Below are 26,743 nucleotides of genomic sequence, written 5' to 3'. Positions count from 1 at the left end.
TGCCCGCCCGGCGCCATCGACGAGCGTCTCGCCCGTTCCTGGCAACGCAGCTTGGCCGCGGGCCTGCTGCCCATGGGCAGGCTAAGCAACACCGAGCACAGCAGTGGCGGCGATTTGCGCCACGCCTTGGCACGCAACCACGACTTGCTCGCGCACTCCCGCCCGGTGATGGAATACCTGTTTGAGCAGGTACGGCACAGCCAGAGCGTGGTCATTCTGGCCGACAACCGGGGTACGCTGATGCACACGCTGGGCGACCCCTATTTTCTGGACAAGGCCGAACGCGTGGCGCTCTCCTGCGGAGCCTCATGGCACGAGGAGCATCGCGGCACGAATGCCATCGGCACCGCGCTGGCGGAAGCCAGTGGGGTCGAAATCCACGGCTCCGAGCACTTTCTGGAGCGCAACGGTTTCCTGACCTGCGCCGCTGCTCCCATCATGTCGGCCAGTGGCGAGCTCTTGGGCATCCTCGACATCTCGGGCGAGCAGCGCAGCGGACATCCGCATACGCTGGGGCTGGTCAGCACGGCGGCGCGCATGATTGAAAACGGTTTGGTCATCGCCAGCTGTCGGCGCCACATTCGTCTGCACCTGCATGCCCACCCCGAAGGCATTGGTTCCGTGGCCGAAGGCATCATTGCCCTTTCGGACGACGGCTGGATCGTCGGCGCCAACCGCACCGGCCTGGCCTTGCTTCGCCTGAGAGCGACGGATCTGGGCGCGACTCTGCTGGAGAGCGCCATCGACGTGCGTCTGGACGAGCTGCGCTCGCGCCACAAGCGTCGCCCCAACCAGCCCACGCAGATCCACCTGCACGACGGCACCATGCTCTTTGTGCAGTTGCATATGGATCAACTGGCACTGCCCGCGGCTGCGCCGTCCAGTACCGATCCACTGAAGTCCACACCCCCTGATGCCCTGAGCCGCCTGGATACCGGCGACCTGCGCTGGCGCAGCGCAGCCGACAAGGCCCGACGCATCGTGGACAAGCCTATCTCGCTGCTGCTTCAGGGTGAATCGGGTGTTGGCAAGGAACTTTTTGCGCGCGCCACGCACGACAGCGGCCCGCGGCGCGACGGGCCGTTCGTGGCCATTAACTGCTCCGCCATGCCAGAAAACCTGATCGAGGCCGAGCTGTTCGGCTACGCGCCGGGTGCCTTCACGGGCGCGCGACGCGAAGGCAGCCCCGGTCGCTTGCGCGAAGCGCATGGCGGCACGCTTTTTCTCGATGAAATCGGTGACATGCCGCTGGGCATGCAGACCCGCCTGCTGCGCGTGCTGCAGGAGCGCCAGGTCACCCCGCTGGGCGGGGCGCGGCCGGTGGATGTTGATTTCGCACTGATCTGCGCCACCCACCGCAAACTGCGCGAGGAAGCCGACAAGGGAAGCTTTCGCAGCGACCTTTATTACCGAATCAACGGGCTCACGGTCCAACTGCCGGCCCTGCGTGAGCGCACCGATTTTCAGCTGCTGACCGAGCGCGTGCTGAGCAGTATCAACCCGGATCGCGACATTCATCTCGTGCCCGATCTGCTGGCGCGCTTGAGCCGCTATCCCTGGCCCGGCAATATGCGCCAATACGCCAGCGTGCTGCGCACCGCGAGCGCCATGCTGGGCCCGGACGAGGACTGCATCGACTGGCAGCATCTGCCGGATGACATGGCCGAAGAACTCACAGCGCTGCCGCGAAGGACTTTGCCATCAGCCGCAGAGGGCGCGCCGCAAAACCTCGAAGAACTCTCCCGTTCTGCCATTCGGCAAGCGCTGGAAAACAGCCGCGGCAATATCTCCCAAGCGGCCCGAAGTCTCGGCATCAGTCGGCAAACGTTGTACCGAAAGATCAACGTTTGAGCGGACGTCAATGCTTCGCTCACGGTCGCTGAGAAATCCACGCACGACAGGGGGACGCTGATTTGAATCCTGAGTTGCTATTGAAAATATAGCGGAATACGCATAGTGGACGGGGGCTAGAGGCTGATTTATCTTAAACCACTGCCAGTCCTTGTGCTACTCAGATCAGTTGCTGTTGCAGCGAGGCGCCCGCCAATGGCCGCAGTCGGGCGTAGTCCAGCAACTCCGCCAATCGCGCGCCTTTGGCCTGCCACTCGATCACCACGTTTTCCGCCAGCAGCACGTAATGCCAGGGCGCGCCGCCGCGCTGCTCAGCACTCAGACCGTTGATGCGCTCGCACCAGGCCAGCGCGGCTTTCAGCTTGCGCTGCACATTGGGGTGAATGGTTTGCTGCTGTGCCTTGGTTTCCACCAGGTACACCGCATCGGTCGTACGCACCAGAAAATCGGGTGAATAGAACGCGGGTAAGCCGTCGTCTTTGACATAACGCAGCCGGGCAAAAGTGTGGCGGTTTTCGCTGATTTTGCAAAACGCCTCAACCAGCGTGTCAGCCTGCGCCCAGTGAATGAATGCCCGCTCCAGCCCGCCATTGCGCGCGGGCCACGCCAGCCGGGTGTAGATGCATTTGCTCACCTCCACTGAATGGCTCTCGCGCATCATCAGGCGCGGCACTTCGCTCAAACGGCGTAAATGCACCTCGGTTTGCCCAGTGGAGTGCTTTTTTTCCGACTCCAAAAGTGCCACGGCAAACACCTTGGTGATGTGATCCACCACGGGTTGCAGCAGCAACACACGCCAGTTTTCGCCCTCCATCGGGTTGAACGCCGCGTCAAACAACTGCGTCCAGATGTAGTCGTCCAGCCAGCCGGTCAACTCGGCCGTATTCACTTGCAAGTAAGGCTTGGCCAGATGCGTCGCCACCTTATTGCCTTTGGGGACAGGCTCACTCAGTGCCTGGCTGATGCGCCGCGTCAAACGTGACAAATATTCGTTGTAGCCGCCCACGTTCATCACCGCGCCATCCACCCGGTAGTCGCCAAACAGCGTGGCGCTTTGCAGGTCTTGCGAGATGAAAGTGTCGCCCTTGCCCAGCAGCCCGGTGAGTTGCGCCACCGTCATGGCGTTGAAAGCGGGCAGGGCGGTGAGGTCCAGCGTGTGATGGTCCCGCACCTCGTCAGCTTCTTGCAGAATGAATGGAATGCCAAAGTCAAACGCCTCGTAGCCCTCGCGCAGTTCGGCAGCGATGACGTCGCCAGTGCTCGACGTGTCGTCCATGTCGTCACCCGTCGTGCCGGCCAGCCCTTCCTTGATCTACTCGTCGTAAAACGACTGAAAGGCCGGGTGTTCCACGATGGACAGCACGTCCAGCAGACTGCCCGGCTCCTGGCCGGCGTTGATGCGCTCGCGGTTTTCGCGTTTCAGGTCGGTGTATTCGTCGTCGCGCCACATCAGCCGCAGGCCGCGCCCAATGGTCTGCTCCAGCAGAATCTGCGCTTGCGAACTGCGTAGCGGCACGATGACGCAAATGTTGTTCACGTCAAAGCCCTCACGCAGCATCAGCACGCTGACGATGACACGTGGTGTGGCGTGCTGGTCCACGCTGAACAGGCGCTGGCGCACCGGCGCCCAGTCCTTCTCGCCCAGTTCGGCCTTCTTGCCGGAGTCGATCAGCATGACTTCGTCTTCGTTCAGGCCTTCCTGATCCTGCAAAAAAGTGGCGACCAGCGGCGACACCGTGGTGTCCTCGCACACCACCAGCATCTTGGGGTGGCGCGACGGGTCGATCCGGGCAAAGTCAGTTTCCAGCTTGCGCAGCTTTTTCAGGCCGGCACGCAGCATCACCCGCTGGCCTTCGCTCAAAGCCGGGTTGCCCTGCTCGTCGCGCTCGGCTTTGAACTCCAAAGGCAGCGCGCCAATCTCCTTGCGCCGGTCCAGTACCAGTGACTTGACCAGCCCGGCGCGCATGGCGCTTTTCAGGTCAAAGTCCGTGACGATGTGCGGGAAGTACACCTTGCGCTTGGTTTTTCCGGCGCCCACGTCGTTATAAGGCGTGGCTGAAAAATCCACCTGTACGAAGCGCCGCCCCTTGGTTTCGGCAATGCGCGACAGGCTTTTTTGCCATTCCACCTCGGTGCTTTCCCCTTCGCGCTTGAACTCGTGAATGTGGTGCGCCTCGTCGTTGAACACCATCAGCTCGGGCAGTCCCGCCAGAAATTCCAGCACATTGCCGCGTGCGTAGCGCCGGTCCAGCACGTCCAGGCTGTTGCCGGTGGCGCGGCCGGGGGTGAGCGGCAGCACGGCGTTGATCACCTGCTGTGGCTCAAGCGGCGCGCCCAAGGCTTCTACTTCTTCCACCTCATCGGCGGTGTCACCCTCATTCAACAGGTGCCAGTTGGTGATGGCGATCATGCCGTTGCCGGTAGCTTTCAGGCCAATCTCATTCTTGTTGCATACGTTACCGCGCACAAAGGCGAACACCGCATCGCGGTGGGCATCGGGCATGAACAGGTCGGCAAACCGGTCCATGTCGGACGTGGCGAAATCCCGCGAGCCATTGCCGTTCTCAATCAGCTTGCCGCAAAACGCGTCCAGCAGCCGCTCATAAACAATCAACCCCGGCGCCACCACCATGAACTGGCGCGTGAAGCGCGCGTCGTCAATGCCTTCAGCCAGCGCCGCCGTTTTGTTGAGCATTTGCCAGATCAGCAGCGCCTGCAACACCCAGGTTTTTCCGGTGCCGGTGGCCATCTTGAAGCAGTATTTGGGGTGCGCATGTTTGGCCTGCGCCACATCAAACAGGCGCGTGCCGGTCAGCAAGGCATCGGGCGCGCAGCTTCGGTACAGGTCCAGCAGCGTCCAGTTTTCATGATCTTTCCCCAAAACTTCGTGCGCCACGATGGCGTTCAGAATCGCCTGCCTCTGCCCCGCATGAAAGTTCAGCCCGCTGCGCGCCAGCACCATGTCCTCGCCAAACCACCACAGCAGCAGCTCGGCGGTGGTGGGTGTCACCAGCTCCAGAATGTCGGCGGAACCGGACTCCAGGCCCAGGCACAGCTGGTTGGTTTTGGCGGTGAGGCCGATGGAGAGGGCGAGTTGGTTGTCTGCTGCGGTCATGGCCGTTCCTACTTGTGAGATGCATTGCCCGTTGCTACAGTCAGGGCATCATGAAAAATATGAATTTGAGTAATGGCTTGCCAGCCATTCACCCCGGTGAATTTCTGTGCGAAATGCTCAGAGATATGGTGCTGACGCAGGCGGCTTTTGCCGATGCCATCGGCATTTCCGCCACCCGCGTGTCGCGCCTGCTCAAAGGCCAACGGCCCATCACAGCTGAATTGGCGTTGCGGCTGGGACTGGCGCTGAGTCAAACCCCGCAGTACTGGCTTAACCTTCAAGCAGCCTACGATTTGAAGATGGCTCAGGTGGAGTTGAAAGACAGTTTGCTCGCGGTGCGAACGCTGGCTGTGGTCTGAAGCCATGACCAGCCCTATTCCCGTTGATCCAGATGACCCCAGCACTTGGGGCGATTTCACGCCATCCACGAAACGACTAAACGATTTGATCGGTGTAAATCCGAAACCCCGCCGCCTGACATCTGAAGAGATTGATTTGTTGCGTAAAAGCAAGCAAGAAATCCAAAGGCGGTGGGAATACTTTTGCACTGAAATACCAGAGTCGTAGCCAATCCGCTCAGAGTGTTGTGTCGCGTGATTTTTGTGTTGACTCCTCCGCAGTGCCTCTGAGTGCAGTCAGTGCAAATTCCAGAGCGCGGATCATCGTGTCCAGTTCAGAATCGCCACCCAAAGTGATCGCGATTTCCGTTGGGCTTTCAAACGTATTTTCGTTGCCATCCTCATCTACAACGGTCACGTTCCAAACCGTCCCTCCGCCATCGGCGATGCTGACGAATGTCCGGCTACCACTGCCACTGTCGCCGCCTTTTGGTCCATTGGTTCCCGCCTCGACCTCCAGTTGACTGACGCCACCTATCGTTTGTGATGTCGTTTTGATTGAGATAGTTTTTTTCATGGTTTCTCCAAGGTTGAAATGACTTCGGCTTCAAATCCAAACACATCGACCACGCGCACGCAGACTTTGCGTGGACCGGGTTTTGTGGCGGTCGTGACCACCGCCTGCGTCACCACCCGTAGCGCATCGGCGTCATTCGCGGTGTTGCCCCGGTAGTCTTGCCAGACTGAGCGGAACACCCGGCCGTCGTAGTCCGGGTCCACCGCCCAGTATTCGATCAGCGCCAGCGGCTCCTGGTTGATGACGGCTTGCAGCTTGAGGCGGTTGGCGTCATCCAGGTTGATGGCTTCGGGCGACAGCAATACGTAGTTCTTGAGTTTGACGGTCAACGTTTCCTGTTCGCCTTCCGCCTTGCGCTCAATCGGGTGAATCGTCAAATATTGCAACGAAGAAAACCGCACCTGCCCGCGCAGCTTGTCGATGCCGCCTTTTTTCTTCAGCCGGTCCATCAGGTCGGGCGGAATTACCAGCACTTCGAGCCGACTGTCGTTCAGTGCGGTGATGGTTTCGCCAATCGAGGGCTCGAAGTTCCAGCCCAGCACCACGACCCGGTCCCAGCCGCCCATCAGGTTGTCGCGCTGCGCAATCGCCTTTTTGAGCGTGGCCGCGCCGGTGAGCTTGTTGGGTGAATCGGCCAGCACCAGCGTCTTGCTGCTCTTGCCCGCGCCAAAGGCCATTCCCGCGATCTGCCCCAGGTTGCGCTGCGGGTTGACGTCGGGCGGCAGCGGCAGCGCGCCGTAGAGCGACAGCACGATTTGCGACAGGTCGCCAATGCGAAAGTCCCGCCCCAGCATGGCCTTGGCGGCCTCGACCTGGTAGTCGCCGATGGCCTGGTACAGAAAAGGCTTGGCGTCCTGGTCGATTAGCCGCTTGCGCATGATCATGCAGGCCGGTTTGCCGAGGTCGGTGGTGATCCAGCGGCGGCCGAGTTTTTCGGCGACGGCAGCGGTGGTGCCGGAGCCACCGTTGAAATCGGCGACAAGGCCTCCTTCGGGGCAGGATGCTGCAATAATTCGCTCAATGAGTCTTTCAGGCTTTTGTGTCGTGTAGTTTCGAGATTCTTTTGCGGAGTTATTTATCTTGTCGATCTTCCAAATATCATCGACAACCTTGCCTCTGGTTAGGGACTCTTCAAGGTAAATGATGGTCTGTCTTTGCCCACCATCCCGAGTGTCAAGTGTGTATTCCCGCCCAGATTCGTCGGTGTACAGCTTTTGCTTTCGGTTGGCGAGATACTCTTCTTTTGATCCATAAGGTTCTGCGAATGACTGGAAAAACTGTGATTCCGACTTTCCGTAAAAGAAGATCGTGTCATGTCTTTTTTCAAACGAATTCAGTAAAGTTTTGTTCCAGCCGCTGTAGTGCCAGATCAGTTCGTTGCGAAAACAACCTTTTCCAAAAACCTCATCCAGCACCAGCTTCACGTAATGCCCCACATGCCAATCCAGATGCACATAGATCGAGCCGGTGTCCGCCAGCAACTCGCGCATCAAAATCAACCGGGGCGTGATCATGGCGAGGTAGGAGGCGGTGCCGTCGCTCCAGGTGTCAGAGTAGGCAAACTGCTCGATGACGGTGGGCTTTTGCTCCAGCTCCACGCCGGGTAACGTGACCTTGGTGCGGTAGTCGGCCTTGCTGTCAAACGGCGGGTCGATGTAAATCAAATCCACTTTGCCGCGCAGTGAGGGCGTGTTCTCATCGCCCGCCAGCAGAGCCGCCATGGCCAGCAGGTTGTCGCCGTAAATCAGGCGATTGACCCAGGCGTCATCGTGGTTGACATGTCGTGCCTGCCGGTTTTGCGCCGTCACCCAGTCCTGCACGGCTGAATCCTTGGCGGGTAGCACCACTTCACGGATTTGCAGTGACACGCGGTGGCGACTCTCAATGCCCTCCAGGATTTTTTCAGCTTCTTTGCGGCCATTGGCCACGATGTCGGGGAGTTGTTCGAGCAGGGATTTGGGCATGTGAGTAAGAAATCAACCAATGGTTGAAGAATGAAATCAAGTGGTTGTTGAAATCATTATCAACTGAAAGTTGATCTTTTCCTCAAGTGATCAATAGCGTGTGGTTGATGAACGAAAAAATAGAATTCAGCAACCGTCTACGTGATGCCATGGTCAAGGCGGGGTATGTTGCGAGTCCATCTGTGCTGGAGCACGAGTTCAATTTACGCTGGTACGGACGATCTATCAGCAATCAAGCTGCGTGGGGTTGGCTCAACAATCGTTCTATTCCGACCCAGGAAAAACTGCAGGTGCTGGCCGAATGGTTGAAGGTGGAGCCGCAGGTTCTGCGTTTTGGCGAGGCTGTGCGCACCTCCATCCAGCAACAAAAACAGCGCTGGGACGAAGGCGTGGGCTACCTGGAGCGCGAAACTTTCGACGCCTTCCTCAAGCTGCCAGCCCCCCAACGCAAGATCATCCGCGAAGTGATCCTGACTTTCGCCAAGGTGCATGGCGACGCTGAGGTGCCGGATACGCCGGGCAAGGATTGACTGACGATCAGTCCGTGTACGGCTGGAGGTTGCTCAATGGATGAAAACGACCAACAGCAGTGAACTAAATGACAACCTCGGTTGCGTGGGTACAACAATAAGATTATCCCAGCGGACTTCTTTGTTCGATTCCAGCGTAATGAGGCCAGATTGAGTCGGGACTACATTAATGAGTAATGGGCTGCGGAGGCATCCCGGCGCAAAGGTAGCAGGCTGCAAATTAGCGGTTTATAGTGTTTTGCCATCTGAAATAAACTGACTGGAGTCAAATTTGCAGCACGAATCCAAAAAGCACCACTACGTTCCGCAATCACTTCTGAAATACTTTAGTACCGATAGAACCCGTAACCAGATTTATGTTTTTGACAAGACCTGCGGCAAAGCAGCTCTTAAATCCATTAAGAAATTTGCGGGTTTGGAGCACGACTTCAATAAGTTAGAGACAGAAAATGGCGTTTGGAATTTCGAGCATCTTTTTCAAGAGGTGGATGATCGATTAGCTATTCTTCTGAAGCTGATTCATCGGGCTCGCAATCTTTCTGTGGTAACTGCCGATGATCGCCGGGATTGGGCCGACATGGTCGCTGTTCAGTTGCTTCGCACGCCGATTATGCGCACGACGATGACTCAAATCGCGGTTGACCTTGTGGACTCTCTCGCCGAGAGCGGACTTGCCAAACCTGAAGATTTTTCGCTACCTACCGACAACGACAGTCGGCGGAGCATGGTCAAAACATTTCTGGACCGTAATTCCTTGCGCATCGCCCTAGAAGATAAGGATTTTGTGTTGTTTGAGGGGGCTGGCTCAACGTCATTTTTTATATCAGATCACCCAGTTGTCCGCCAAAGCACGGTGCCTTATGGTGACTCTGGGCTAAGTTCGCCTGGTGTTGGTGTCTACCTTCCATTGGGCCCGGATCTTGTGTTGGCCATGCTCTGTAAGAGCGTGAAGATTAATCTAAACGCTCGTCCCATTGAAGAACTTGAGTTGCCTCAAGAGTCAGCCCAGAGGCTTATCGCACTTAGAGAAGGCCTGCGGACTGGACTCCCAGTTCGATGGTCGGACAACTCTGTCGCTTGCTTCAACGCATTACAGATTGCGGGTAGTTCACGTTTTTTGTATGGCTCGCAAAACGCGTTTGACGCAGTGCGGGCAAAGCTTGAGGCTCATCCCGAATTGCGTCATGTGAAATCGCACGTACAAATAGGTTCGATGGGTTCTGCTCCCCCTCCTGCTAACCGAATGCCTGATGGTCAGTGGTTAGTGCTATTTGGACAGAGCAACCACTATATGCTCTCGATCCAGAATTGGCAGGCGAAACAATGCGAAGGTGAGACGCGTGACCTTGACGTCCTAAATCGAGCGTTAGCCGACGCCCCATTTAAAGAAATGCAACACTACGTAGATAAGCAACAATGCCAAATGAAACGTAACGTCCGCGTCGAAATTCTGACCAATTCAGCACCAGTGCGATTTCGGATTCGTTATGCAGACCCTGCAATGGACACACTTGACGCGGCGATCAATCGTTGAAAGTCCTGACCCTGTGAAGAGATGTCACTATTCAAGCTCTCCTGCGAGCAGCCGCAGCTTGCCTGGCTGCACGCCGAGAAGGCGTCCTGCATCCCGCAGCAGCAGTCGGCCGCTCAGGGCCTCGGCCAGCACAGCGCGGGCAAAGCGCTTGCTGTTCTTTGCGCTGGCGTTGCGGTAAAAGTTGCCACCGCCACCCGGTTTGTCACGAAAGGCGGCCAATTCGGCCACACGCTCGGGCAGGCTGGCGGTGCTGGCAGTCCACAGAGGGGTGAACACGTCATGCGGGGCCAGAAACTCACCGGCCACGGCGTTGCAGAACACTTCTTCACGCCGGGCGTTGCCGGGACTGGCGTTGGATATGCCGCTGCTGCCCACCCATACGTGGGCCAGTTCGTGCATCAGGGTGAACAGGCGTGCGGCCGGGGCGTCGGCGCTGTTGATGAACACGAGGGGGGCGAGCGGATGGCTGACCGCAAAGCCCCGGAACTCAGCCACGTCCAGCGGGCGGTGGGTGTTGTTGCCAACGATGCCGCTGCGCATGACGAGGATGCCGACGGACTCAGCCGCATCAATCAGCTGGCGGAAATAGACTTCCCAGGTGCGCTGACCATTTTCTACGTCAATGCCTAGCACGGCCCGCATATCAGCGGCGACAGCTCGCACCGGGGCGTCCGTTGCAAAGCGTGCCACAAAGGGCAGGGGATCGGCGCCTTCGTCGTGCTGGTGGTCCAGATACCAGGTTTGTCGTTGTAGCGACAGGCGGATGGTGTCCAGCAAATCTACGCTGGGGCGCGGCACAGGGGCGCCGCCCACGGTACGCAGGTCGGGCAGAGGTAGGTCTTCAGCGGGTGGCTCGGCCAGAAATAGGTACCCAAACGGCGCGTGCAGGGCCTGAGCCAGTTTCTGCGCCTGAATGAATGTGGGTTGGCTTTCGCCCGCTTCCCAACGGATCAGTTGGTCTGGCGAAATGCTGGCGGCGTGGGCGGCGTCACCCACGTCCAGCCCACCGCGCTCACGCATCCAGCGCAAGATGTTGGGATTGATGTGGGCCTTGGCAGACATGGCGCGAGTCTAAACCAAGGGTTACGGTAGGACTTCTCTTTCAGGGTTCCTTAAAATATCAAATCCGTTACAGGGAGGCCCAACATGACACAAGAACTGCTAGACGAAATTCACCCTGGCGAAATTCTGCTCGAAGAATTCATGAAGCCCATGGGTATTACCGCGCGGCAACTTTCCAGCGACATGGATGTGCCGCCCAGCCGCATCAGCGATATCGTGAACGGGGCACGCCCCATCACAGCGGACACGGCCCTGCGTCTGGGGCTGTTTTTCAGCATGGAGCCGCGTTATTGGCTGAACCTGCAAACCGAATACGACATGCGCATCGTGACGCGCGAGAGTCGTGACAAGATCGTCCCGCGCATCCGGGTTTTTCAGCCAGCGGTGTCTTGATATTTCTTGAACGCTATGAAATACATAGCTGCTTGCGCATATCGTACGGGGGCTAGAGGCCTATTTCATCAATATTCCGGTGCTCTCGCCGCCGCAGCCGACCAATCCAATCCGAAGAACGTTCACCGTACGACCAACCCCGGTGTTGCACGGGCTGGCAATTGTTCCGTGCGTGCCGGCGAGACCCGGTTGCGCCCACTTTGCTTGGCCTTATACAGCTCGAGGTCGGCTTCGTTGATCAGCTCTTCCAGCAGCGTTTGCCGGGTGCGCTCGGCGACGCCGAAACTGGCGGTCAGAACGACGGTTTCCTGCTTCACTGACAGGCGCTGAGCCTCGATCGACTGCCGTACTCGTTCAGCAAACGCGCTGGCCTGTGCGAGATCGGTTTCTGGCAGCAAGAACATGAATTCCTCACCTCCCCAGCGAGCCAAAATATCACCTTCCCGGCAGGCTTGGGACAAACGCTGTGAGATGGCCACCAGAGCGCGGTCTCCTGCTTCATGGCCGTGCTGGTCATTCACCTGCTTGAAGTGGTCAATGTCCAACAGGATCAATGTCAAGGGGCGGGCACTGCGCACTGCCGTGCTCCAGACCGGTCCGGCCCGCTCAAGAAAAGCCCGGCGGTTGTGCAGGTCGGTCAGCGGGTCCAGGCCCGCCAAATGTTCGGCGCGCAGGCTTGCCTGCTGTTGCTGACGCATCTGGTAGGCCAGCGCCAGTGCCAACAGCGTGGCCTCAATGATCATGCCGAACTCCACCGCGTGGTAGCTTATCGGCGTAAACGGCAACCAGCCCCATGCGGCGAACGTGGTGGAGACGGTGCCGAGCATGCCGCACAACGTCGCCGCGAGAAAATAGCGGCCAGCCGCCCGGCCATGGCGAATGGTGAGGACGCCGAGCAGCACCATGTACAGGGCGAACAATGACAGGAAGCTGAAGGCCACCAGGGCTGCGCCTTGGCGGTTACCGATCACGATGCACCATCCAAGCAAGCTCAAGCCCAGCAAGACGCTCAGTCGGACCAGGTTCAGCACGCGTGGCGCATGTTCCGCCAGGGCCAGGAAACGGCTGGCGAAAAGCAGGCCACAACAGCCAAACAGCACCATCAACACCAGGATGACATAGCGTTGCAGCAACGGCTGATCGGGCCACAGCCAGGCGTTGCCATGCCCGGTGTAGGCCACATTGAGCAAAATCAGACAGGCCAAGTACAAAGAATAGTAGAGATGGCTACGTTTCCTCAGCCCCGCGAACAGCATGATGTTGTAGGCGATCAAGGCCATCAGGAAGCCGTAGATGAAGCCATAACCGTAGTGCAGCAAGCGCTCGTTGGAGATGGCCTGCGCCTCGGACATCAATTCGATCGGCAGAACCAGTACGTCGTCGGTTTCGACCCGCAAGTACAGATCGCTGCGCCCCGGCGCGAAATGGGGATCGAAAGTGAAACCCACCGCCGGAATCAGTCCATTCGGATTGGGGCTCTCATCGCCCGTTTGCCAACTGGCGCTCACCTGATTGTCGTGAACGAGGAACACATCGAGTCGGTCGATCCAGGCAGTTCCCGCAACCAATCGCATGGGCAATGACTTGGCGCTTGGGTTGAGCAGCTCCAGATGCACCCAGAGTGGCCGGGCGCCGATGCCGTAGGTCAGTACCGGGCGCTTGCCTTTGTGGAACAGGCCTTCGCGTTGGCCGGCCTGCGCTTCTTGCAGACTTAGCGGCGGTCCGTCTTCCACCAGCAGGTCGGCCCAGGTGCCGAGTGAACCCGTCGGCAGTTCGGTGAGTAGCAGCGGTTGCGCTTGCAGGCGACCCGCAGCCATCATCAGGAGGAGGGCCAGCAGGGCCGACCAGAAACGCCGTGGCCTGCGCGCAGGCTCAGACAGCCCCGATTTTGCGCGGCGGTGCAGACATTCGATGAGAGAAAATAATACGAATGCGAGTTGCCGGGCGCTGGTTGACTGCATATTGGTTTTTGTTGCTCGCACAGACGTAGGGATGATAGCCCTTCAACGCGCAAGCCACTCAAAAAATCATCGTGTGCCCATGGCGTGAGTTTTTTCCTGGCGATAGTTCCACCAGGGCAATACCTGCCGCATGGACAGAACCTCGCCACTTTGCAGCGCGCTGTACCCCGGAATACGCGCCACTTCATCCTGCCACGCCGGCGTTTTCAGCAGTTGCAACAAGGCCTGGATGGCGGGCTGCGCCAGGGCTGACTTGAGGCAGACCAGGTGGTAGCGTTCCTGGGCCAGCGGCACAAAATCCAGTCCCGCGTGGTGGGCCGCTGCATTGATGCCCAGACCCGCGTCGGCCTGGCCTGCCGCCACGGCATGGGCGACGGCGGCGTGCGAGGGTTCGGTGTGCTCGTAGCCTTCGATGTCTTTCGCCGCCAGCCCGGCCTGGTTGAGCAGTTCGTCCAGTACCACGCGCGTGCCGGTGCCCAACGCGCGGTTGGCAAAACGGGCATGCCGGGTGGCGATGTCTGGCAGTGAACTCAAGCCCAGGGGATTGCCTTTGGCCACCATCAGGCCTTGCGTGCGCTGGGCAAAACCGATGATCTTGTGCTGGCCCGGTTGCAGCAGGGGTTTGTAGGTGCGCTCGGTCAAGGTGTCGGGCCCGGTACCCTGCAGCGTGTGAAAGCCGGCCATCACGCAGCGCCCTTCATTGAGGGCGCGAATCGCGTCCACGCTGCCGGTGGAGCGAATGTCCAGGTGCAGCTGGCCCTGGCCCTGACCGTGAGCCCGCAGCAGCGCATGCTCGCGCAGGGCGCTCAAGGCGGCATCATGGCTGGCGTAGAGCGTCACCACATGGGCGGAGTCGTCAAAAGCGACGGCAAAGCTGCGTTCCAGTTCGGCGCGCAAGGCTTCAATCTGGGGCGCCAGCCGCGCTTGCGCCTGGCGCTCGGCCCACATCAGCTTGGCGCCAAATTCGGTCAGGCGCGCCGACTGGCCTTTTTCCCACACCACCAGCTCGTTGCCCAACTCGTTTTCCCAACGCTTGAGTTCACCCCAGACGTGACGGTAGGACAGCCCGAGCGCACGCGCACCGGCCGAGATGGAACCCTGCGTGCTGACGGCCTGCAGTAAATCAATCAGCGGGTTGCGCACCAGCGCCGGGCTGCTGTCGCGCGAGAGGGTGTAGTGGAGTTGGAGCCTATGCACGGCGTTTCATATCGCAGGTAATTGAGTCGGTGGCTACGATACATCAGTTGAGGACAGAGCTACGCTGCACTTCGGTCTGTCCCGCAAAGGTTCACGATATGACTTCAATCACCGACAGCGCCGCCACCGCGCTGCAACTTATCGCGTCGGGGGACGCCGGCCTGTTGGCCATTGTGGGCCGCTCCATGGCGGTCAGTGCCACCGCCTGCGCGCTGGCCTGTGGGCTCGGGCTGGCCTTGGGCGCCTGGCTCGGGGTGGCCCGCTTTACCGGCCGTGCCGCCGTGCTGAGCCTGCTCAACACCTTTCTCGCGGTGCCCTCGGTGGTGGTCGGGCTGGTGGTGTACTTGTTGCTGTCGCGCTCGGGTCCGCTGGGGTTTCTGGGCTGGCTTTTTTCTTTCAAGGCGATGGTGCTGGCGCAGGCGCTGCTGGTGCTGCCGGTGGTCACGGCCTTGACCCGTCAAGTCGTGGAGGACGCCGAAGGCATTCACGGCGAGCAGTTGCGCTCGCTGGGTGCGCGGCCAGGCTTGCGCAGCCTGCTGCTGGCCTGGGATGAGCGTTACGCCCTGCTCACTGTCTTGATCGCCTCGTTTGGCCGGGCCATCTCGGAAGTGGGCGCGGTGATGATCGTGGGCGGCAATATCGACGGCTTTACCCGCGTCATGACGACCGCCATTGCGCTGGAGACCAGCAAAGGCGATCTGCCGCTGGCCTTGGGCCTGGGGCTGATCTTGCTGGGCGTGGTGCTCTTGCTCAATGTGCTGATTGCCTTGGCGAGGCGCTGGCGCGAGCGTAGCGAAAGTAACGAGGGAGGCCGTGAAGGGGAGCGCGAAGAAGGCCGTGGCGTGCCGGTCCGAACCGTGGAGGCCGCCCCGTGAGACCGGTGTTTCGGCTCTCCTCTGCGAGTGTGCATTTCGGACGCCCGGCCTCTGCCGTGCGTGCCTTGTCGGACGTGACGCTGATGATTCAGCCCGGCGAGCGCGTGGCACTGGTGGGGGCCAATGGCTGCGGCAAGAGCACTCTGCTGCGCCTGTTGCATGGCTTGGCGGCGCCCACGGCGGGTCAGGTGATGCATGAGCCTGGGCTGCGCCAGGCCATGCTGTTTCAGCGGCCGCACCTGTTGCGCCTGTCGGTGCAAAGCAATATCGCACTCGGGCTCTGGCTGGGCGGCACGCCCTGGGGCGAGGCGAAGATTTTGGCGCTGACGGCGCTGGGACGGGTCGGCCTGGCCGAGCTGGCCTTGCGCCCCGCCCGTACGCTGTCGGGCGGCCAGCAGCAGCGCGTGGCGCTGGCGCGGGCCTGGGCCACGGACCCCCAGGTGCTGCTATTGGACGAGCCCACCGCCAGTCTGGACCCGCATGCCAAACGCGAAGTGGAGGCGCTGATTGACGAGTTTGCCAAGCCGCCCTCGGCCATGACGCTGGTATTTGCCAGCCACAACCTGGGCCAGGTCAAGCGCCTGGCGAGCCGGGTGATTTACCTGGAGCATGGGCGTGTGCTGGCCGATCTGCCGGTCAGTGAATTTTTCAGCGGGCCGCTGCTGCAACTGCAGTACCCGGCGGCCCATTTGTTTATCAAAGGAGAACTTGTTTGAAATTATTTATGACTTTTAGGCCTCTAGCCCCCGTTAAATATGCGTTGGCAGCTATTATTTTTGTAGCGTCCGCGAGTGCGCAGGCACAGTCCATCGTGGTGGCTTCTACCACCTCCACCGAGCAGTCGGGCCTGTTTGCCTATCTGCTGCCTGAGTTCAAAAAAGCCAGCGGCCTGGATGTGAAAGTGGTGGCACTGGGCACCGGCCAGGCGCTGGACATGGGGCGCCGGGGTGATGCTGACGTGTTGTTTGTGCATGACCAGGCGGCGGAAGAAAAAATTGTGGCGGATGGTTTTGCCGTCAAACGTTTTCCCGTGATGTACAACGACTTTGTGCTGATCGGCCCCGCCGCGGACCCGGCCAAAGTAAAGGGCCGCGATATTGTGCAAGCCTTGAAAAAATTGGCGGTTTCCAACGCCAACTTTATCTCGCGCGGCGACAAGAGCGGCACGAATGCGGCCGAGTTGCGCTTCTGGAAACTGGCGGCCATGCAAGACAACAAAGGCAGTGGCTACCAAGCGTGCGGCTGCGGCATGGGCCCGGCGCTCAATATCGCGTCCAGCAGCGGCGCCTATGTACTGGCCGATCGCGGCACCTGGCTGAGTTTCAAGAACCGGGGCGACTTGACGGTGCTGGTCGAAGGCGACACCAAGCTCTTCAACCAGTACGGCGTGATGCTGGTCAATCCGGCCCGGCACCCGCATGTGAAGGCCGCAGATGGCCAGAAGTTTGTGGACTGGGTGGTGTCTGCGCCGGGGCAGGCGGTGATCGCCAGTTATAAAATTGGCGGTCAACAGCTGTTTTTCCCCAATGCTGGCAAGTGAATTTGACTGGAACGCATAGCCACGCTCAGAGCTCGGGGCGGCCAAGGTTAGCCGCAGTCTCAATGCCGCGAGAGGAGTACCATCCGACGTGAAGTAGCGGAAGGAGCCAGCGTGAACGTCAAGACGATGACAGTGATCAAAGCTTGTGCCTTGTCATGGCTACTGGCATTGGCGGCCTGCGGCGGCGGTGGAAGTGGTGGTGGCGGCACTGCGTCTGTCGCCAGTGCGGAAGGGCTGTGGACCGGAAGCACCAGCACATCGCGTTCGGTCACGGGTATTGTTCTTGACAATGGTACCTACTGGGTTTTGTTCTCCGTTCCGCATCTTAGCGCCGCCATCGCCGGTTTTGTGCAAGGTACGGGGAACTCTCTCAATGGCAGTTTCTCTTCTTCCGACGCCGTAGACTTCAATCTCGCCGGGCAGGGCGTCAACAATGCCACGGTAGTTGCAAACTACGTGGTCAAGCAAAGCTTCAATGGGTCGGTCAACTACCCCAACCTGTCCCCGTCATTCACATTCACAAGTTCGTATAACGCGGACTACGAGCAAACCCCCAGCCGGTCGGCTATTGCCGGCAGTTACACAGGCATCGCTTCTGCTGCGGGCAGCAATGAATTGACAACGATAGTGGTCAGTTCGCTGGGGGTGGTTGTTGGCACCGGAACCGGCGGTTGCCAATTCTTGGGAACGGCTGTGCCGCGCGCCAAAGGCAACCTGTACGATCTGGCCGTTGTTTTTGGCGGCGGCGTCTGCGCAAACGGTACCAGTGCAGTCACTGGTATTGGGTACTTTGATTCGAGCGTGAAGAGCCTCTATCTGGCCGCGCTCGACAATTCTCGGAGCAAGGGTCTCAGCTTTGTCGGCATCAAACCTTGATGACGAAAACCCAGGCTTCAGGCCACAAGGTTCTTGGTGGCCACCAGAATCTGAAAATTGCCGAAGAAAACCGTGCGGCGCTCGCAGGTAAAACCATCCATTGCTTCAAGCTGCTTGAGCGGGTCATGCGTATGCCAGAGCGCCAGCCCCAAGGGTTCAAAGACCTTGAAGTAAGTCCAGCTCAACGCCCGCAGTACCCACACGTCAGGGCGATGGAATTCGGCCAGGTAGAGCTTGCCGCCGGGTGCCAGCACCCTTGCGGCCTCGCGTAAGGCCTGGCCTTTGAGCGGGTGCGGGAGTTCGTGCAGCAGGAAGAAGATCACGTTGACGGCGACCGAGCCGTCCGCCTGTTTCATCGCCGTGGCGTTCTCTTGCAGAAATTGCAACTTGCCCGAGAACTCGCTCAGCTTGCCCTGCGCGTGGTCGAGTTCATTCTTGATGATGTCGGCGATCAACACCTGGCGGGCGCCCGATTCGATGGCCGCCGTGACCACGCGCGGGATCACATTGCCAAAGGCACAGGAGGTGATCAGCACCGTCTTGCCGCGCAAGTCCATGTGGTTCAGCCCGCTGGTGATGGCGGACACCAGGCGGTCGTACTGAAACAGCAAAATCGCGGCAATGACCGGCTGAAAATCGACCAAGCGGATGAGCCACATGTTCGAGTAAATGGGATAGACGTGAGCCGCATCGTGCCGCGAATTGCCCAGGACGGCGCGCATGATCAAGGCACCGCGCGTTAGCGTGAAGAAGAAAAGGGCGGTGCTGGCAAGAACGAAAATCAATGAAAAAACGGTGTACAACAACCAGGCTGGCATTTCTTTCCCCTTGAAAATCAAAATCGCACGAAGATCAGCGCGCGCCGGGTGTCCCGATCGCCTCATGGCGCATTATTAGCCCAAAATCGCCACGCCCTTGATCTGGGCCTGCAGTGCCAGCCCCGGCGTCAGCCCCAGTATGCGGGCGGACCGGCTGGTGACGCGGGCCAGCAGCGGGCAGCCACCGACATCCAGCGCCACCATCACCTGACCGGGGCTGTCAGGCGATAGTGCGGTGACGGTGGCGTTGAGAATATTGATGATGCTGGTGCCGGTTTGTTTTTCCAGCGTCAGGCTCACGTCGCGCGCTTGCACCCGAATGCGCAGCGGCTTACCGGTCTCAATGGCTTGCATGGGCACGGTCAAAGTTCCACCGCAAAAACGGGCCAGGGTCAGGTGGTCATCGGGGTCGTGGCTGTGCACGGTGGCCGTCAGCACCGCGCTGGCGCTATCGCCATGTGCCAGTGGCAAGTCCAGTCGCGTCAGCAACGCACTGGTGGCGCCGCTGGCCGTGACTCGGCCCGCTTCGAGCAACACCAAGTGATCGGCGAGACGCGCCACTTCGTCCAGTGCGTGGCTCACGTACAGCACCGGTATGGCGAGCTCGCTGTGCAGCTTTTCCAGGTAGGGCAGGATCTCCGCCTTGCGCCGGGCGTCCAGTGCGGCCAGCGGTTCGTCCATCAACAAAATACGCGGGCTGGTGGCCAGGGCACGGGCAATGGCCACACGCTGGCGTTCACCGCCTGAGAGGGTCGCGGGCTGGCGGCTCATCAAGTGGCCAATGCCCAGCAGGGCGACGGCCTGGTCCAGCGAAACGCGGCGTTGTGCAAGTGCGATGCGCGCCATGCCGTAGGCCAGGTTTTGGGCAACGCTGAGGTGCGTGAACAGATGGGCATCCTGAAACACATAACCCAGCGCGCGCTGATGCACCGGCACAAACAGGCCGGTTGAGTCGTCCTGCCAGACTTCACCGTTCACCGCCATGTAGCCTTGCGCGCGGCGCTCCAAGCCCGCCATCGTGCGCAGGCAACTGGTCTTGCCCGAGCCCGATGGGCCGAACAGGGCGGTCACGCCACGTCCGGCCAGGTCAAGATCAACGTCGAGCACGAAGCCGGGATAGTGGAGCTTGAACCTGGCCTGTATCCGCTGGGAGGAATCGCTCGTCATCGCGCAAGTTCTCCCTGGCGCCGCCCGGTCGGGTTGAAGGTGTAGAGCAGCAGCAGCACGACAAACGAGAACAGCACCATGGCGGCCGACAGCCAGTGCGCCTGGGCGTATTCCAGGGCTTCCACATGGTCATAAATCTGCACTGACAGCACGCGGGTTTTGTCGGGAATGTTGCCGCCAATCATCAGCACGACGCCGAATTCGCCGACGGTGTGGGCAAAACCCATGACCGTGGCGGTGAGGTAGCCAGGCCGGGCCAGGGGCAAGACGACGCTGAAAAAAGTGTCCAGCGGTGACGCACGCAGCGTGGCGGCGGCCTCCAGCGGACGCTCGCCAATGGCTTCAAAGGCGTTTTGCAGCGGTTGCACCACAAACGGCAGTGAATAAAAAACCGAGCCCACGACTAGGCCGGCAAAAGTGAAAGGCAGCAGGCCCAGCCCCAGAGCTTGGGTGACTTGTCCCACCGGCCCCTGCGGCCCCATGACGACCAGCAGGTAGAACCCGATCACGGTCGGTGGCAAAACAATAGGCAAGGCCACCAGCGCACCCACCGGGCCCTTGAGCCAGGAGCGTGTGCGTGCCAGCCACCAGGCCAGCGGCGTGCCGAGCAACAGCAAGATCAGGGTGCTGAAGCCCGCGAGTTTGAGAGTGAGGGCGATGGCGTCCCCATAGATGGCGGGCATCACGTCACGAACCTACTCAGTGTCATAGCCGAACGAACGAATCACTGAACGGGTCTTGTCCGTTTTCAAAAAAGCGAGCAGCGCGGATGCGCCCGGGTTGTGGCTGGCGCGCGCCAGCAGCACCGCGTCTTGGCGCAGCGGATTGTGCAGATGGGCCGGTACGATCCAGCCGGAGCCTTTGCTGATTTTTCCGTTTTCATACACTTGCGACAGAGCCACAAAGCCCAGTTCGGCATTGCCGGTGGCGACAAAATTGTAGGCTTGACCAATGCTTTCGCCTTGCACGAAGCGGGGTGTCAGCGTGGTCAGCAATCCGAGCCGGGACAGGGTTTGCACGGCGGCTGCGCCATAGGGCGCCAAGCTGGGCGAGGCCAGCGCGAGATGCTTGAAATTGCCGGTGACCAGAACCCGGCCTTGGCCGTCCACCAGGTTGGCGTTGGCCGACCAGAGCACCAGTTTGCCCGTGGCATAGGTGAAACGCGAGCCAGCGACTGCGTCGCCTTCTTTTTCCAGCCGCGCGGGCGTTTCGTCGTCAGCCGCCAGGAACACATCAAACGGCGCGCCACCCTTGATCTGGGCGTAAAACTTGCCCGTGGACCCGACGGACACCAGCATCTTGTGGCCTGAGTCTCTCTCAAAATCGGCTGCCAGCACCTTCAAAGGCAGCGCGAAGTTGGCGGCCACGGCGACCCGAACCTCTTCAGCCTGCGCCACGCTCCCTAGCGCCAAAACTATTAAACAGAAAGAAACACGTGCGAACATGGCATCACATTTTTTATTGATGGATAAGCGGGTATTGTTACCGCAGATATTTTCACATCACCATCATTTGTCGTTAACCCTGCTGACGCAACACCGGGGCACGCGTGACGCGCACAGCGTGGGCAGGTTCTGCCGCTACACTGAAGCCATGGCCCACCTCACAACCGAGATCGACACTCAGTTGTCCACCAAGGCACTCCTACAACTGTGCAAGCGGTTGGAGCGTGCCTGGACTTTGTCCGGCATTCTCGATGCATTCTCACCGGTGGCTGAACAGGTGCTGGGTTATTCCCACGCCTGGCTGGCTGTGTTTGGTGACAAGCCGGGCATCGTGTCGGTCATCATGCATGTGACTTCGGGTGGTGCATCCGATGTGTCGCGCCTGGCGCAGTCGATGGACATCCCGATTGCCGGCGATCTGATGCTGCAGGAGATCATGACCGCCGATCATGTCGTGGTGGTGGAGGATGCGCGCACCGACCCCCGCACCAACAAACAGATCGTGGCGCAGCTGCAAAACCGCACCATCATCAATGTGCCGCTGGTGCTGGCCGAACAGCGCCTGGGCTCGGTGGGTATGGGGACTTATGGTGACGAAGAGGGCGTTCGCCCGCCGTCACCCTGGCAACTTGAATTCATGCAAACGATGACGGGCCATGTGGCGGTGGCGCTGGACCGGGTGCGTTTCACGCAGGCCCGCAAGCAGGCCGAAGACGCGCTGTACCATGAAAAGGAGCGCTTGCAAGTCACGCTGCACGCCATCAGCGATGCCGTGATCACGACCAATGCCGCCGGAGAGTTGCTCTACCTCAATCCGGTGGCCGAGACGCTGACGGGTTGGAAACTGACCGCCGCCGTGGGCCTCCCGTACAGCCAAGTGTTTCGATTGAGCGAAGCGGGCAGTGGAGCTTCAGAACTCGACTTGGTGGCGGAGGTCATTTTTGCGGCGGAAACCCATCGCTATCCGCAACTCGCCTTGGACCGACACCAGGGGGACAGCTTCATGGCGGAGGTGGCGGTGTCCCCGATTCGGGACGCGGACGGCGAGGTGCAGGGGGCGGTGCTGGTGTTTCGGGATGTGACGGAGCAGCGCCGTCTGAGCAAGGAGATCGCGTTTCAAGCCACGCATGACGAGTTGACCGGCTTGGGTAACCGCCGTGCCTTCGAGCAGGTCTTGGCGCAGGCCTTCGAGCACACGCGCGACCAAGCCCAGCAGCATGTGGTGTGCTATCTGGATCTGGATGAATTCAAGGTGGTCAATGACACCTGCGGCCACACGGCAGGTGACGAACTGCTATGCCAGATTGCCCAACTTTTTGCCAATGTGCTGTGCGACAAAGACCATCTTTGTCGCATTGGGGGTGACGAGTTTGGAATCGTCCTGATGAACCAGAACGTCGGCCAGGCCCTGCTGGTGGCCGAGCGGCTGCAGCAGAGTCTGACGGCCCACCGTTTTGTTTGGCGCGAGCAGAATTTTGGCGTCGGCGTGAGCATTGGGATGGTGCTTCTGGATGCGGCCAGCGAGAGCGTGGGCGCTTTGTTGCAGGCGGCAGACAGCGCCTGCTACGTGGCCAAGGATGGCGGGCGCGGCCGCATCCATGTCTACGCGATAGATGACCCGGCGCTGGCACAGCGCTATGGGGTCATGGAGTGGGTCAGCCGCATTGAGAACGCCTTGCTGCATGACCGGTTTTTGTTGTTCGCGCAGCCCATCGTGCCGCTCGGTGGGAGTCTGTCAACGGGTCTGCATTGTGAAATTTTGTTGCGCATGCAGGACGACCTGGGTGGCTTGGTATCGCCGGGCCAGTTCATGCCTGCAGCCGAGCGCTATCACATGGCCTCGCGCGTGGACCGCTGGGTGGTGACGCGCGCTGTGCAATGGGTGGCCGCGAACCAGGACCGCATCGAGCAGTGCGCCATCAACCTCTCCGGGCAATCGCTGGGCGATACGGCATTCATGGATTTCGTCCTGCAAAGCCTGGACAAGACGACGCTGCGCTGCGACAAGCTGTGTTTTGAAATCACCGAAACCGCGGCCATCAGCAACCTGCCCGCGGCCAACCGGTTCATCGATACTTTGCGGGCGCGTGGCTGCAAATTTTCGCTGGATGATTTTGGCAGTGGCCTGTCTTCGTTCGCCTACCTGCGAAACCTGCCGGTGGACGTACTCAAGATTGATGGCCAGTTCGTGAAAGACATCGCGCGCGACCCGGTGAGCCTGGCCATGGTCAAGTCGATCCATGAAATTGGCTGCCTGATGGGCAAACAGACGGTGGCGGAGTTTGTGGAAAGTCAGGCTATTCGTGAGCTGCTGCGAGAAATCGGCGTGCACTATGCGCAGGGCTACGCGGTGGGCTATCCCGTGCCCCTGGACCAAGTGCTTGGCCCGCCCAAACTTTCCCACTAAACGGGGCACCTCAGGTCGGCTTCTTGTGCCCCACTTTGCGGTACACCGTGGCGCGGCTGATGCCCAAGGCACGGGCGGCCTCGGTCACGTTGCCGCGGGCGTCGGTGACTGCTTTTCGGATCATGGCCGTCTCCATATCCTTCAGGGGCACGGGTTCAGGCGTTTGCCCGTGGCGCCCCAGGGCGACCGGTTCCGCCTCCCGCGCACGTGTGATGGGCAGCGCCTGCAAGCGCAAACCGGTCCATAGCGGGATTTCCAGGCGAGCATCATTGCGCCGCACCGCATCAAACAGCAATTGATAAGGGACACCAAATACTTCACTGACGTGCAGTGCCGCCTGTCCCATGCTGGAAAGATGGGGAACCATTTGTCGTGCAATCCGGTTGACGCCCGTGATCCAGCCGTCGGCGTCCAGGCAGATCATGCCGTCCGCTTCGCTGCCCAGTGTGTTGCCGGGCCAGTTCAGGCGCACCATCAGGCTATGCGCCTGCGCCAGTATCAGGGCGTTCTCGATTTTGCTGGCCGATTGGGTGACCAGATGTTTGAGTTCCGGGCGTTCCACCGCGTCGATGCCCGTCAGATCCAGCATGCCCACGCATTGGCCGTCGGAGCCGAACAGCGGGGCGCCGGCACAGCTGTAATGAGACGTGCAGGAGAAGAAATGCTCACCCCGGTGCAGCCACACCGGCTGCAAATCGGTGAGTGCCGTGCCAATGGCCGTGGTGCCCACGCTGCGCTCCGACAGATCGGCGCCTATGCGGGTGACGTGATAGGCGCGCGGGTCCGAGCGGTCGATGGGGCCGCTGACATCCACCACGATACCCTCGGCGTTGGTCAGAATGGCGAAGTAGCGCGTGTTCACAATGGCGCGTCCGAGACCCTCCAGAATGGGTTTCGCGGCGTGCACCAGTCGCTGATTGGCGTCATGGGTGCGGCGCATCTGCTGATGGCTTATGACGGCAAAGTCGATCGGCTCGTGGGCTTGCAAGCCCAGGTTCATGCAGCGCTGCCAGGAGCGCTCAATCCAGGGCGCAATCCAGCCGACCGGTAGTAGTGCGGCGTGATCCTGCATCACGGCACGACGCGCGCGCTCAATGCCGACCAGCCGCAGGGCGGGGCTGCTCATCGAGGTGGCCATGGGAAGGTTTGGCATGGTGTGTTTCATGGTTCGCGAGATGCGGTTTTTCACGTGCATTGCGATTTTCGTACACAAAGGGCGGTTTCACGCACTGTTTCAATTTGAGAATTTCACGCGCATCTGGTTCTTGACTAGGGTTATCCCTAGGTGGCATGCGTTCCAGAGGTTTAACAATGGCTATGTATTTCATTTCATAGGCAAGGCATTGCATACGTTGCGTGCCGCTACCCAGAGGAGAGACACATGCAAAAAGTGTTGCACATCAACGCGGACAAGTGCACGGGCTGTCTGCAGTGCGAAATGGCCTGTTCTTTCGAGAACTATGGCACCTTCGCCACCGCCAAGTCGCGCATCAAGGTCTTTGACTTTCACCACACCGGCAAGAAAGTGCCTTACACCTGCACCCAGTGCGACGAGGCCTGGTGCCTGCATGCGTGCCCGGTGGAGGCCATCACGGTGGACAAGCTGACCGGCGCCAAAGTGGTGAACGAATCTACCTGTGTCGGCTGCAAGGTCTGCACCATTGCCTGCCCGTTTGGCACCATCAATTACGTGCAGGAGACCGGCAAGGTGCAAAAGTGCGACCTCTGCGGTGGCGAGCCGGCCTGTGCCGATGCCTGCCCCACCGGCGCCATCACCTTCATCGACGCCAATTGGACCGGTCTGGGCAAGATGGCACAGTGGGCAGACAAGCTTGGTAACCAGCCTTCGGCTGCTTAAATTCATAAACCAGCGTCTAGCTGTTTAAGGAGATTCATCATGTCATGGGCAGGAAAAATTCTTCGCGTTGATTTGACCGCCGGTAGCGTCAAATCCGAGCCGCTCAATATGGATTGGGCGCGCGCTTACATCGGCTCACGTGGGCTGGGCTCCAAGTACCTGGTGGAAGAGGTTGACGCCATGGTCGACCCCCTGTCACCGGCCAACAAGATCATCTGGTCAACCGGCCCGCTGACCGGCACCATGGCCTCCACTGGCGGGCGCTACACGGTGATTACCAAGAGCCCGCTGACGGGCGCCATTGCCTGCTCCAACTCGGGCGGCTACTGGGGTGCCGAGTTCAAGATGGCGGGCTGGGACATGGTGATTTTCGAGGGCAAGAGTGCCAAACCGGTGTACCTCTATGTCAACGACGATGTGGCGGAATTGCGCGACGCGGCCCACCTGTGGGGCAAGAGCGTCTGGCAGACCGAAGAGATGCTCAAGAAGAGCCTGCAGGACCCGCTGACGCGCGTCTCCAGCATCGGCAAGGCCGGTGAAAACGGCGTGCTGTATGCCAGCGTCGTGAACGACCTGCACCGTGCGGCGGGCCGATCGGGTGTGGGCACCGTCATGGGCAGCAAGAACCTCAAGGCGATCGCGGTGCGCGGCACCAAGGGCGTGGGCAATATCCAGAACCCCAAAGCCTTCATGAAGGCGATTGCTGAAAAGAAAAAAATCCTCGCTGACAACGCCGTCACCGGTCAGGGCTTGCCGGCCTATGGCACGCAGGTGCTGATGAACGTCATCAACGAAATGGGTGCATTGCCGACCCGCAACCACCGCGACAACCAGTTCGAGAGCGCCAAGGACATCTCGGCCGAAGCCATGGCTACCCCGCGCAAGACCGATGGCAAAAAGCAGCTGGTGACGAATCAGGCCTGTTTTGGCTGCACCATTGCCTGCGGGCGCATCAGCAAGATGGACGAGAGCCACTTCACGGTGGCCAACAAGCCGCAATACTGGGGAGCATCCGGCGGCTTGGAATACGAAGCGGCTTGGGCACTGGGTGCGGCCAATGGGGTGAAAGATTTGGAGGCGCTGCAGTACGCCACCATGCTGTGCAACGAAGAAGGCATTGACCCCATCAGCTTTGGCGCCACCGTCGGTGCGGTGATGGAAATGTATGAAATGGGGGTGCTGACCAAAGAGCAGATTGGTATCGAAGCACCGTTTGGTTCGGCCCAGGCCCTGGC

General features: G+C 60.0%; 24 protein-coding genes. 12 read left to right on the top strand and 12 right to left on the bottom strand.

Annotated features, from left to right (window positions below):
- Positions 1–1,851, top strand: a 1,851-nt coding sequence (locus tag B3V69_RS17975; RefSeq protein ID WP_296448422.1) for a sigma-54-dependent Fis family transcriptional regulator, incomplete at its 5' end; no start/stop codon positions are given.
- A 160-nt stretch (positions 1,852–2,011) separates the two neighbouring features.
- On the opposite strand, the gene B3V69_RS17970 is transcribed toward B3V69_RS17975, so the two are convergent.
- Together B3V69_RS17970 and B3V69_RS17965 are read right to left on the bottom strand one after the other, a co-directional pair.
- A complete protein-coding gene (locus tag B3V69_RS17970) occupies positions 2,012–3,127 on the bottom strand; it encodes a TnsA endonuclease N-terminal domain-containing protein (RefSeq protein ID WP_296448421.1) in 1,116 nt (371 codons plus the stop codon).
- A gap of 36 nt (positions 3,128–3,163) precedes the next feature.
- Positions 3,164–4,966: a DEAD/DEAH box helicase family protein gene (locus B3V69_RS17965; protein ID WP_296448420.1), complete on the bottom strand. Its 1,803-nt coding sequence runs from the start codon at positions 4,964–4,966 to the stop codon at positions 3,164–3,166.
- A 59-nt stretch (positions 4,967–5,025) separates the two neighbouring features.
- Between B3V69_RS17965 and B3V69_RS17960 the strand changes: the two genes are divergently transcribed.
- Positions 5,026–5,325, top strand: a complete 300-nt coding sequence (locus tag B3V69_RS17960; RefSeq protein ID WP_296448419.1) for a HigA family addiction module antitoxin — start codon at positions 5,026–5,028, stop codon at positions 5,323–5,325.
- Between the two features lie 217 nt (positions 5,326–5,542).
- Here the strand turns inward: B3V69_RS17960 and B3V69_RS17955 are convergent, their stop codons facing one another.
- Both B3V69_RS17955 and B3V69_RS17950 read right to left on the bottom strand, forming a co-directional pair.
- Positions 5,543–5,881: a hypothetical protein gene (locus B3V69_RS17955; RefSeq protein ID WP_296448417.1), complete on the bottom strand. Its 339-nt coding sequence runs from the start codon at positions 5,879–5,881 to the stop codon at positions 5,543–5,545.
- Positions 5,878–7,845 (bottom strand): DNA methyltransferase, encoded by a 1,968-nt coding sequence (locus B3V69_RS17950; protein WP_296448416.1) that lies wholly within the window; start codon positions 7,843–7,845, stop codon positions 5,878–5,880. Before B3V69_RS17950 ends, B3V69_RS17955 begins: the two co-directional genes overlap by 4 nt.
- A 107-nt stretch (positions 7,846–7,952) precedes the next feature.
- Here B3V69_RS17950 and B3V69_RS17945 point away from each other — a divergent pair, with 107 nt between their 5' ends.
- Together B3V69_RS17945 and B3V69_RS17940 are read left to right on the top strand one after the other, a co-directional pair.
- Positions 7,953–8,375: a transcriptional regulator gene (locus tag B3V69_RS17945; protein WP_296448414.1), complete on the top strand. Its 423-nt coding sequence runs from the start codon at positions 7,953–7,955 to the stop codon at positions 8,373–8,375.
- 271 nt (positions 8,376–8,646) lie between these two features.
- Entirely contained in the window at positions 8,647–9,909 is a 1,263-nt protein-coding gene (locus tag B3V69_RS17940) for a DUF4238 domain-containing protein (protein WP_296448412.1), read from the top strand.
- Positions 9,910–9,936: 27 nt separating this feature from the next.
- On the opposite strand, the gene B3V69_RS17935 is transcribed toward B3V69_RS17940, so the two are convergent.
- Positions 9,937–10,971 carry an XRE family transcriptional regulator gene (locus B3V69_RS17935; protein WP_296448410.1) on the bottom strand — a complete coding sequence of 345 codons (1,035 nt, stop codon included), beginning with the start codon at positions 10,969–10,971 and terminating at the stop codon, positions 9,937–9,939.
- Positions 10,972–11,055: 84 nt separating this feature from the next.
- Here B3V69_RS17935 and B3V69_RS17930 point away from each other — a divergent pair, with 84 nt between their 5' ends.
- A complete protein-coding gene (locus B3V69_RS17930) occupies positions 11,056–11,364 on the top strand; it encodes a HigA family addiction module antitoxin (protein ID WP_296448408.1) in 309 nt (102 codons plus the stop codon).
- Between the two features lie 122 nt (positions 11,365–11,486).
- Here the strand turns inward: B3V69_RS17930 and B3V69_RS17925 are convergent, their stop codons facing one another.
- Together B3V69_RS17925 and B3V69_RS17920 are read right to left on the bottom strand one after the other, a co-directional pair.
- Positions 11,487–13,184 (bottom strand): sensor domain-containing diguanylate cyclase, encoded by a 1,698-nt coding sequence (locus B3V69_RS17925; protein WP_296448406.1) that lies wholly within the window; start codon positions 13,182–13,184, stop codon positions 11,487–11,489.
- Positions 13,185–13,391: 207 nt separating this feature from the next.
- Positions 13,392–14,522, bottom strand: a complete 1,131-nt coding sequence (locus B3V69_RS17920) for a substrate-binding domain-containing protein (protein ID WP_296448405.1) — start codon at positions 14,520–14,522, stop codon at positions 13,392–13,394.
- Between the two features lie 98 nt (positions 14,523–14,620).
- On the opposite strand from B3V69_RS17920, the gene B3V69_RS17915 reads away from it, so the two are divergent.
- From B3V69_RS17915 to B3V69_RS17900, 4 genes are all read left to right on the top strand, one after another.
- Entirely contained in the window at positions 14,621–15,397 is a 777-nt protein-coding gene (locus B3V69_RS17915) for an ABC transporter permease (protein WP_296448403.1), read from the top strand.
- Positions 15,394–16,113 carry a phosphate ABC transporter ATP-binding protein gene (locus tag B3V69_RS17910; RefSeq protein ID WP_414707572.1) on the top strand — a complete coding sequence of 240 codons (720 nt, stop codon included), beginning with the start codon at positions 15,394–15,396 and terminating at the stop codon, positions 16,111–16,113. The genes B3V69_RS17915 and B3V69_RS17910 overlap by 4 nt, the downstream gene beginning before the upstream one ends.
- 8 nt (positions 16,114–16,121) lie before the next feature.
- On the top strand, positions 16,122–16,937 hold the full coding sequence (locus B3V69_RS17905) for a substrate-binding domain-containing protein (protein WP_296448424.1): 816 nt from the start codon (positions 16,122–16,124) through the stop codon (positions 16,935–16,937).
- A gap of 111 nt (positions 16,938–17,048) precedes the next feature.
- On the top strand, positions 17,049–17,813 hold the full coding sequence (locus B3V69_RS17900) for a hypothetical protein (RefSeq protein ID WP_296448401.1): 765 nt from the start codon (positions 17,049–17,051) through the stop codon (positions 17,811–17,813).
- A gap of 17 nt (positions 17,814–17,830) precedes the next feature.
- On the opposite strand, the gene B3V69_RS17895 is transcribed toward B3V69_RS17900, so the two are convergent.
- The 4 genes from B3V69_RS17895 to modA all read right to left on the bottom strand — a co-directional run bounded on the left by B3V69_RS17895 (position 17,831) and on the right by modA (position 21,243).
- Complete coding sequence (locus tag B3V69_RS17895; protein WP_296448399.1) at positions 17,831–18,631, bottom strand: class I SAM-dependent methyltransferase; 801 nt, start codon at positions 18,629–18,631, stop codon at positions 17,831–17,833.
- 75 nt (positions 18,632–18,706) lie between these two features.
- On the bottom strand, positions 18,707–19,798 hold the full coding sequence (gene modC / locus B3V69_RS17890) for a molybdenum ABC transporter ATP-binding protein (RefSeq protein ID WP_296448397.1): 1,092 nt from the start codon (positions 19,796–19,798) through the stop codon (positions 18,707–18,709).
- Positions 19,795–20,481 carry a molybdate ABC transporter permease subunit gene (gene modB, locus B3V69_RS17885; protein WP_296448423.1) on the bottom strand — a complete coding sequence of 229 codons (687 nt, stop codon included), beginning with the start codon at positions 20,479–20,481 and terminating at the stop codon, positions 19,795–19,797. Before modB ends, modC begins: the two co-directional genes overlap by 4 nt.
- A 12-nt stretch (positions 20,482–20,493) precedes the next feature.
- Positions 20,494–21,243 carry a molybdate ABC transporter substrate-binding protein gene (modA, locus tag B3V69_RS17880; protein ID WP_296448395.1) on the bottom strand — a complete coding sequence of 250 codons (750 nt, stop codon included), beginning with the start codon at positions 21,241–21,243 and terminating at the stop codon, positions 20,494–20,496.
- Between the two features lie 148 nt (positions 21,244–21,391).
- Here modA and B3V69_RS17875 point away from each other — a divergent pair, with 148 nt between their 5' ends.
- Positions 21,392–23,650 carry an EAL domain-containing protein gene (locus tag B3V69_RS17875; protein WP_296448393.1) on the top strand — a complete coding sequence of 753 codons (2,259 nt, stop codon included), beginning with the start codon at positions 21,392–21,394 and terminating at the stop codon, positions 23,648–23,650.
- 10 nt (positions 23,651–23,660) lie between these two features.
- On the opposite strand, the gene B3V69_RS17870 is transcribed toward B3V69_RS17875, so the two are convergent.
- Entirely contained in the window at positions 23,661–24,803 is a 1,143-nt protein-coding gene (locus tag B3V69_RS17870) for a helix-turn-helix domain-containing protein (protein WP_296448391.1), read from the bottom strand.
- Between the two features lie 228 nt (positions 24,804–25,031).
- Here B3V69_RS17870 and B3V69_RS17865 point away from each other — a divergent pair, with 228 nt between their 5' ends.
- On the top strand, positions 25,032–25,508 hold the full coding sequence (locus B3V69_RS17865; RefSeq protein WP_296448390.1) for a 4Fe-4S dicluster domain-containing protein: 477 nt from the start codon (positions 25,032–25,034) through the stop codon (positions 25,506–25,508).
- A 39-nt stretch (positions 25,509–25,547) separates the two neighbouring features.
- On the top strand, positions 25,548–26,743 hold a 1,196-nt coding region (locus tag B3V69_RS17860), incomplete at its 3' end, for an aldehyde ferredoxin oxidoreductase family protein (protein WP_296448388.1).

Source organism: Rhodoferax sp. UBA5149 (assembly GCF_002413825.1).
In the GTDB taxonomy this organism is placed as follows: Bacteria; Pseudomonadota; Gammaproteobacteria; order Burkholderiales; family Burkholderiaceae_C; genus Rhodoferax.
Note: the sequence above shows the minus strand (reverse complement) of the source record. Positions and strands in the feature narration are given on the sequence as shown.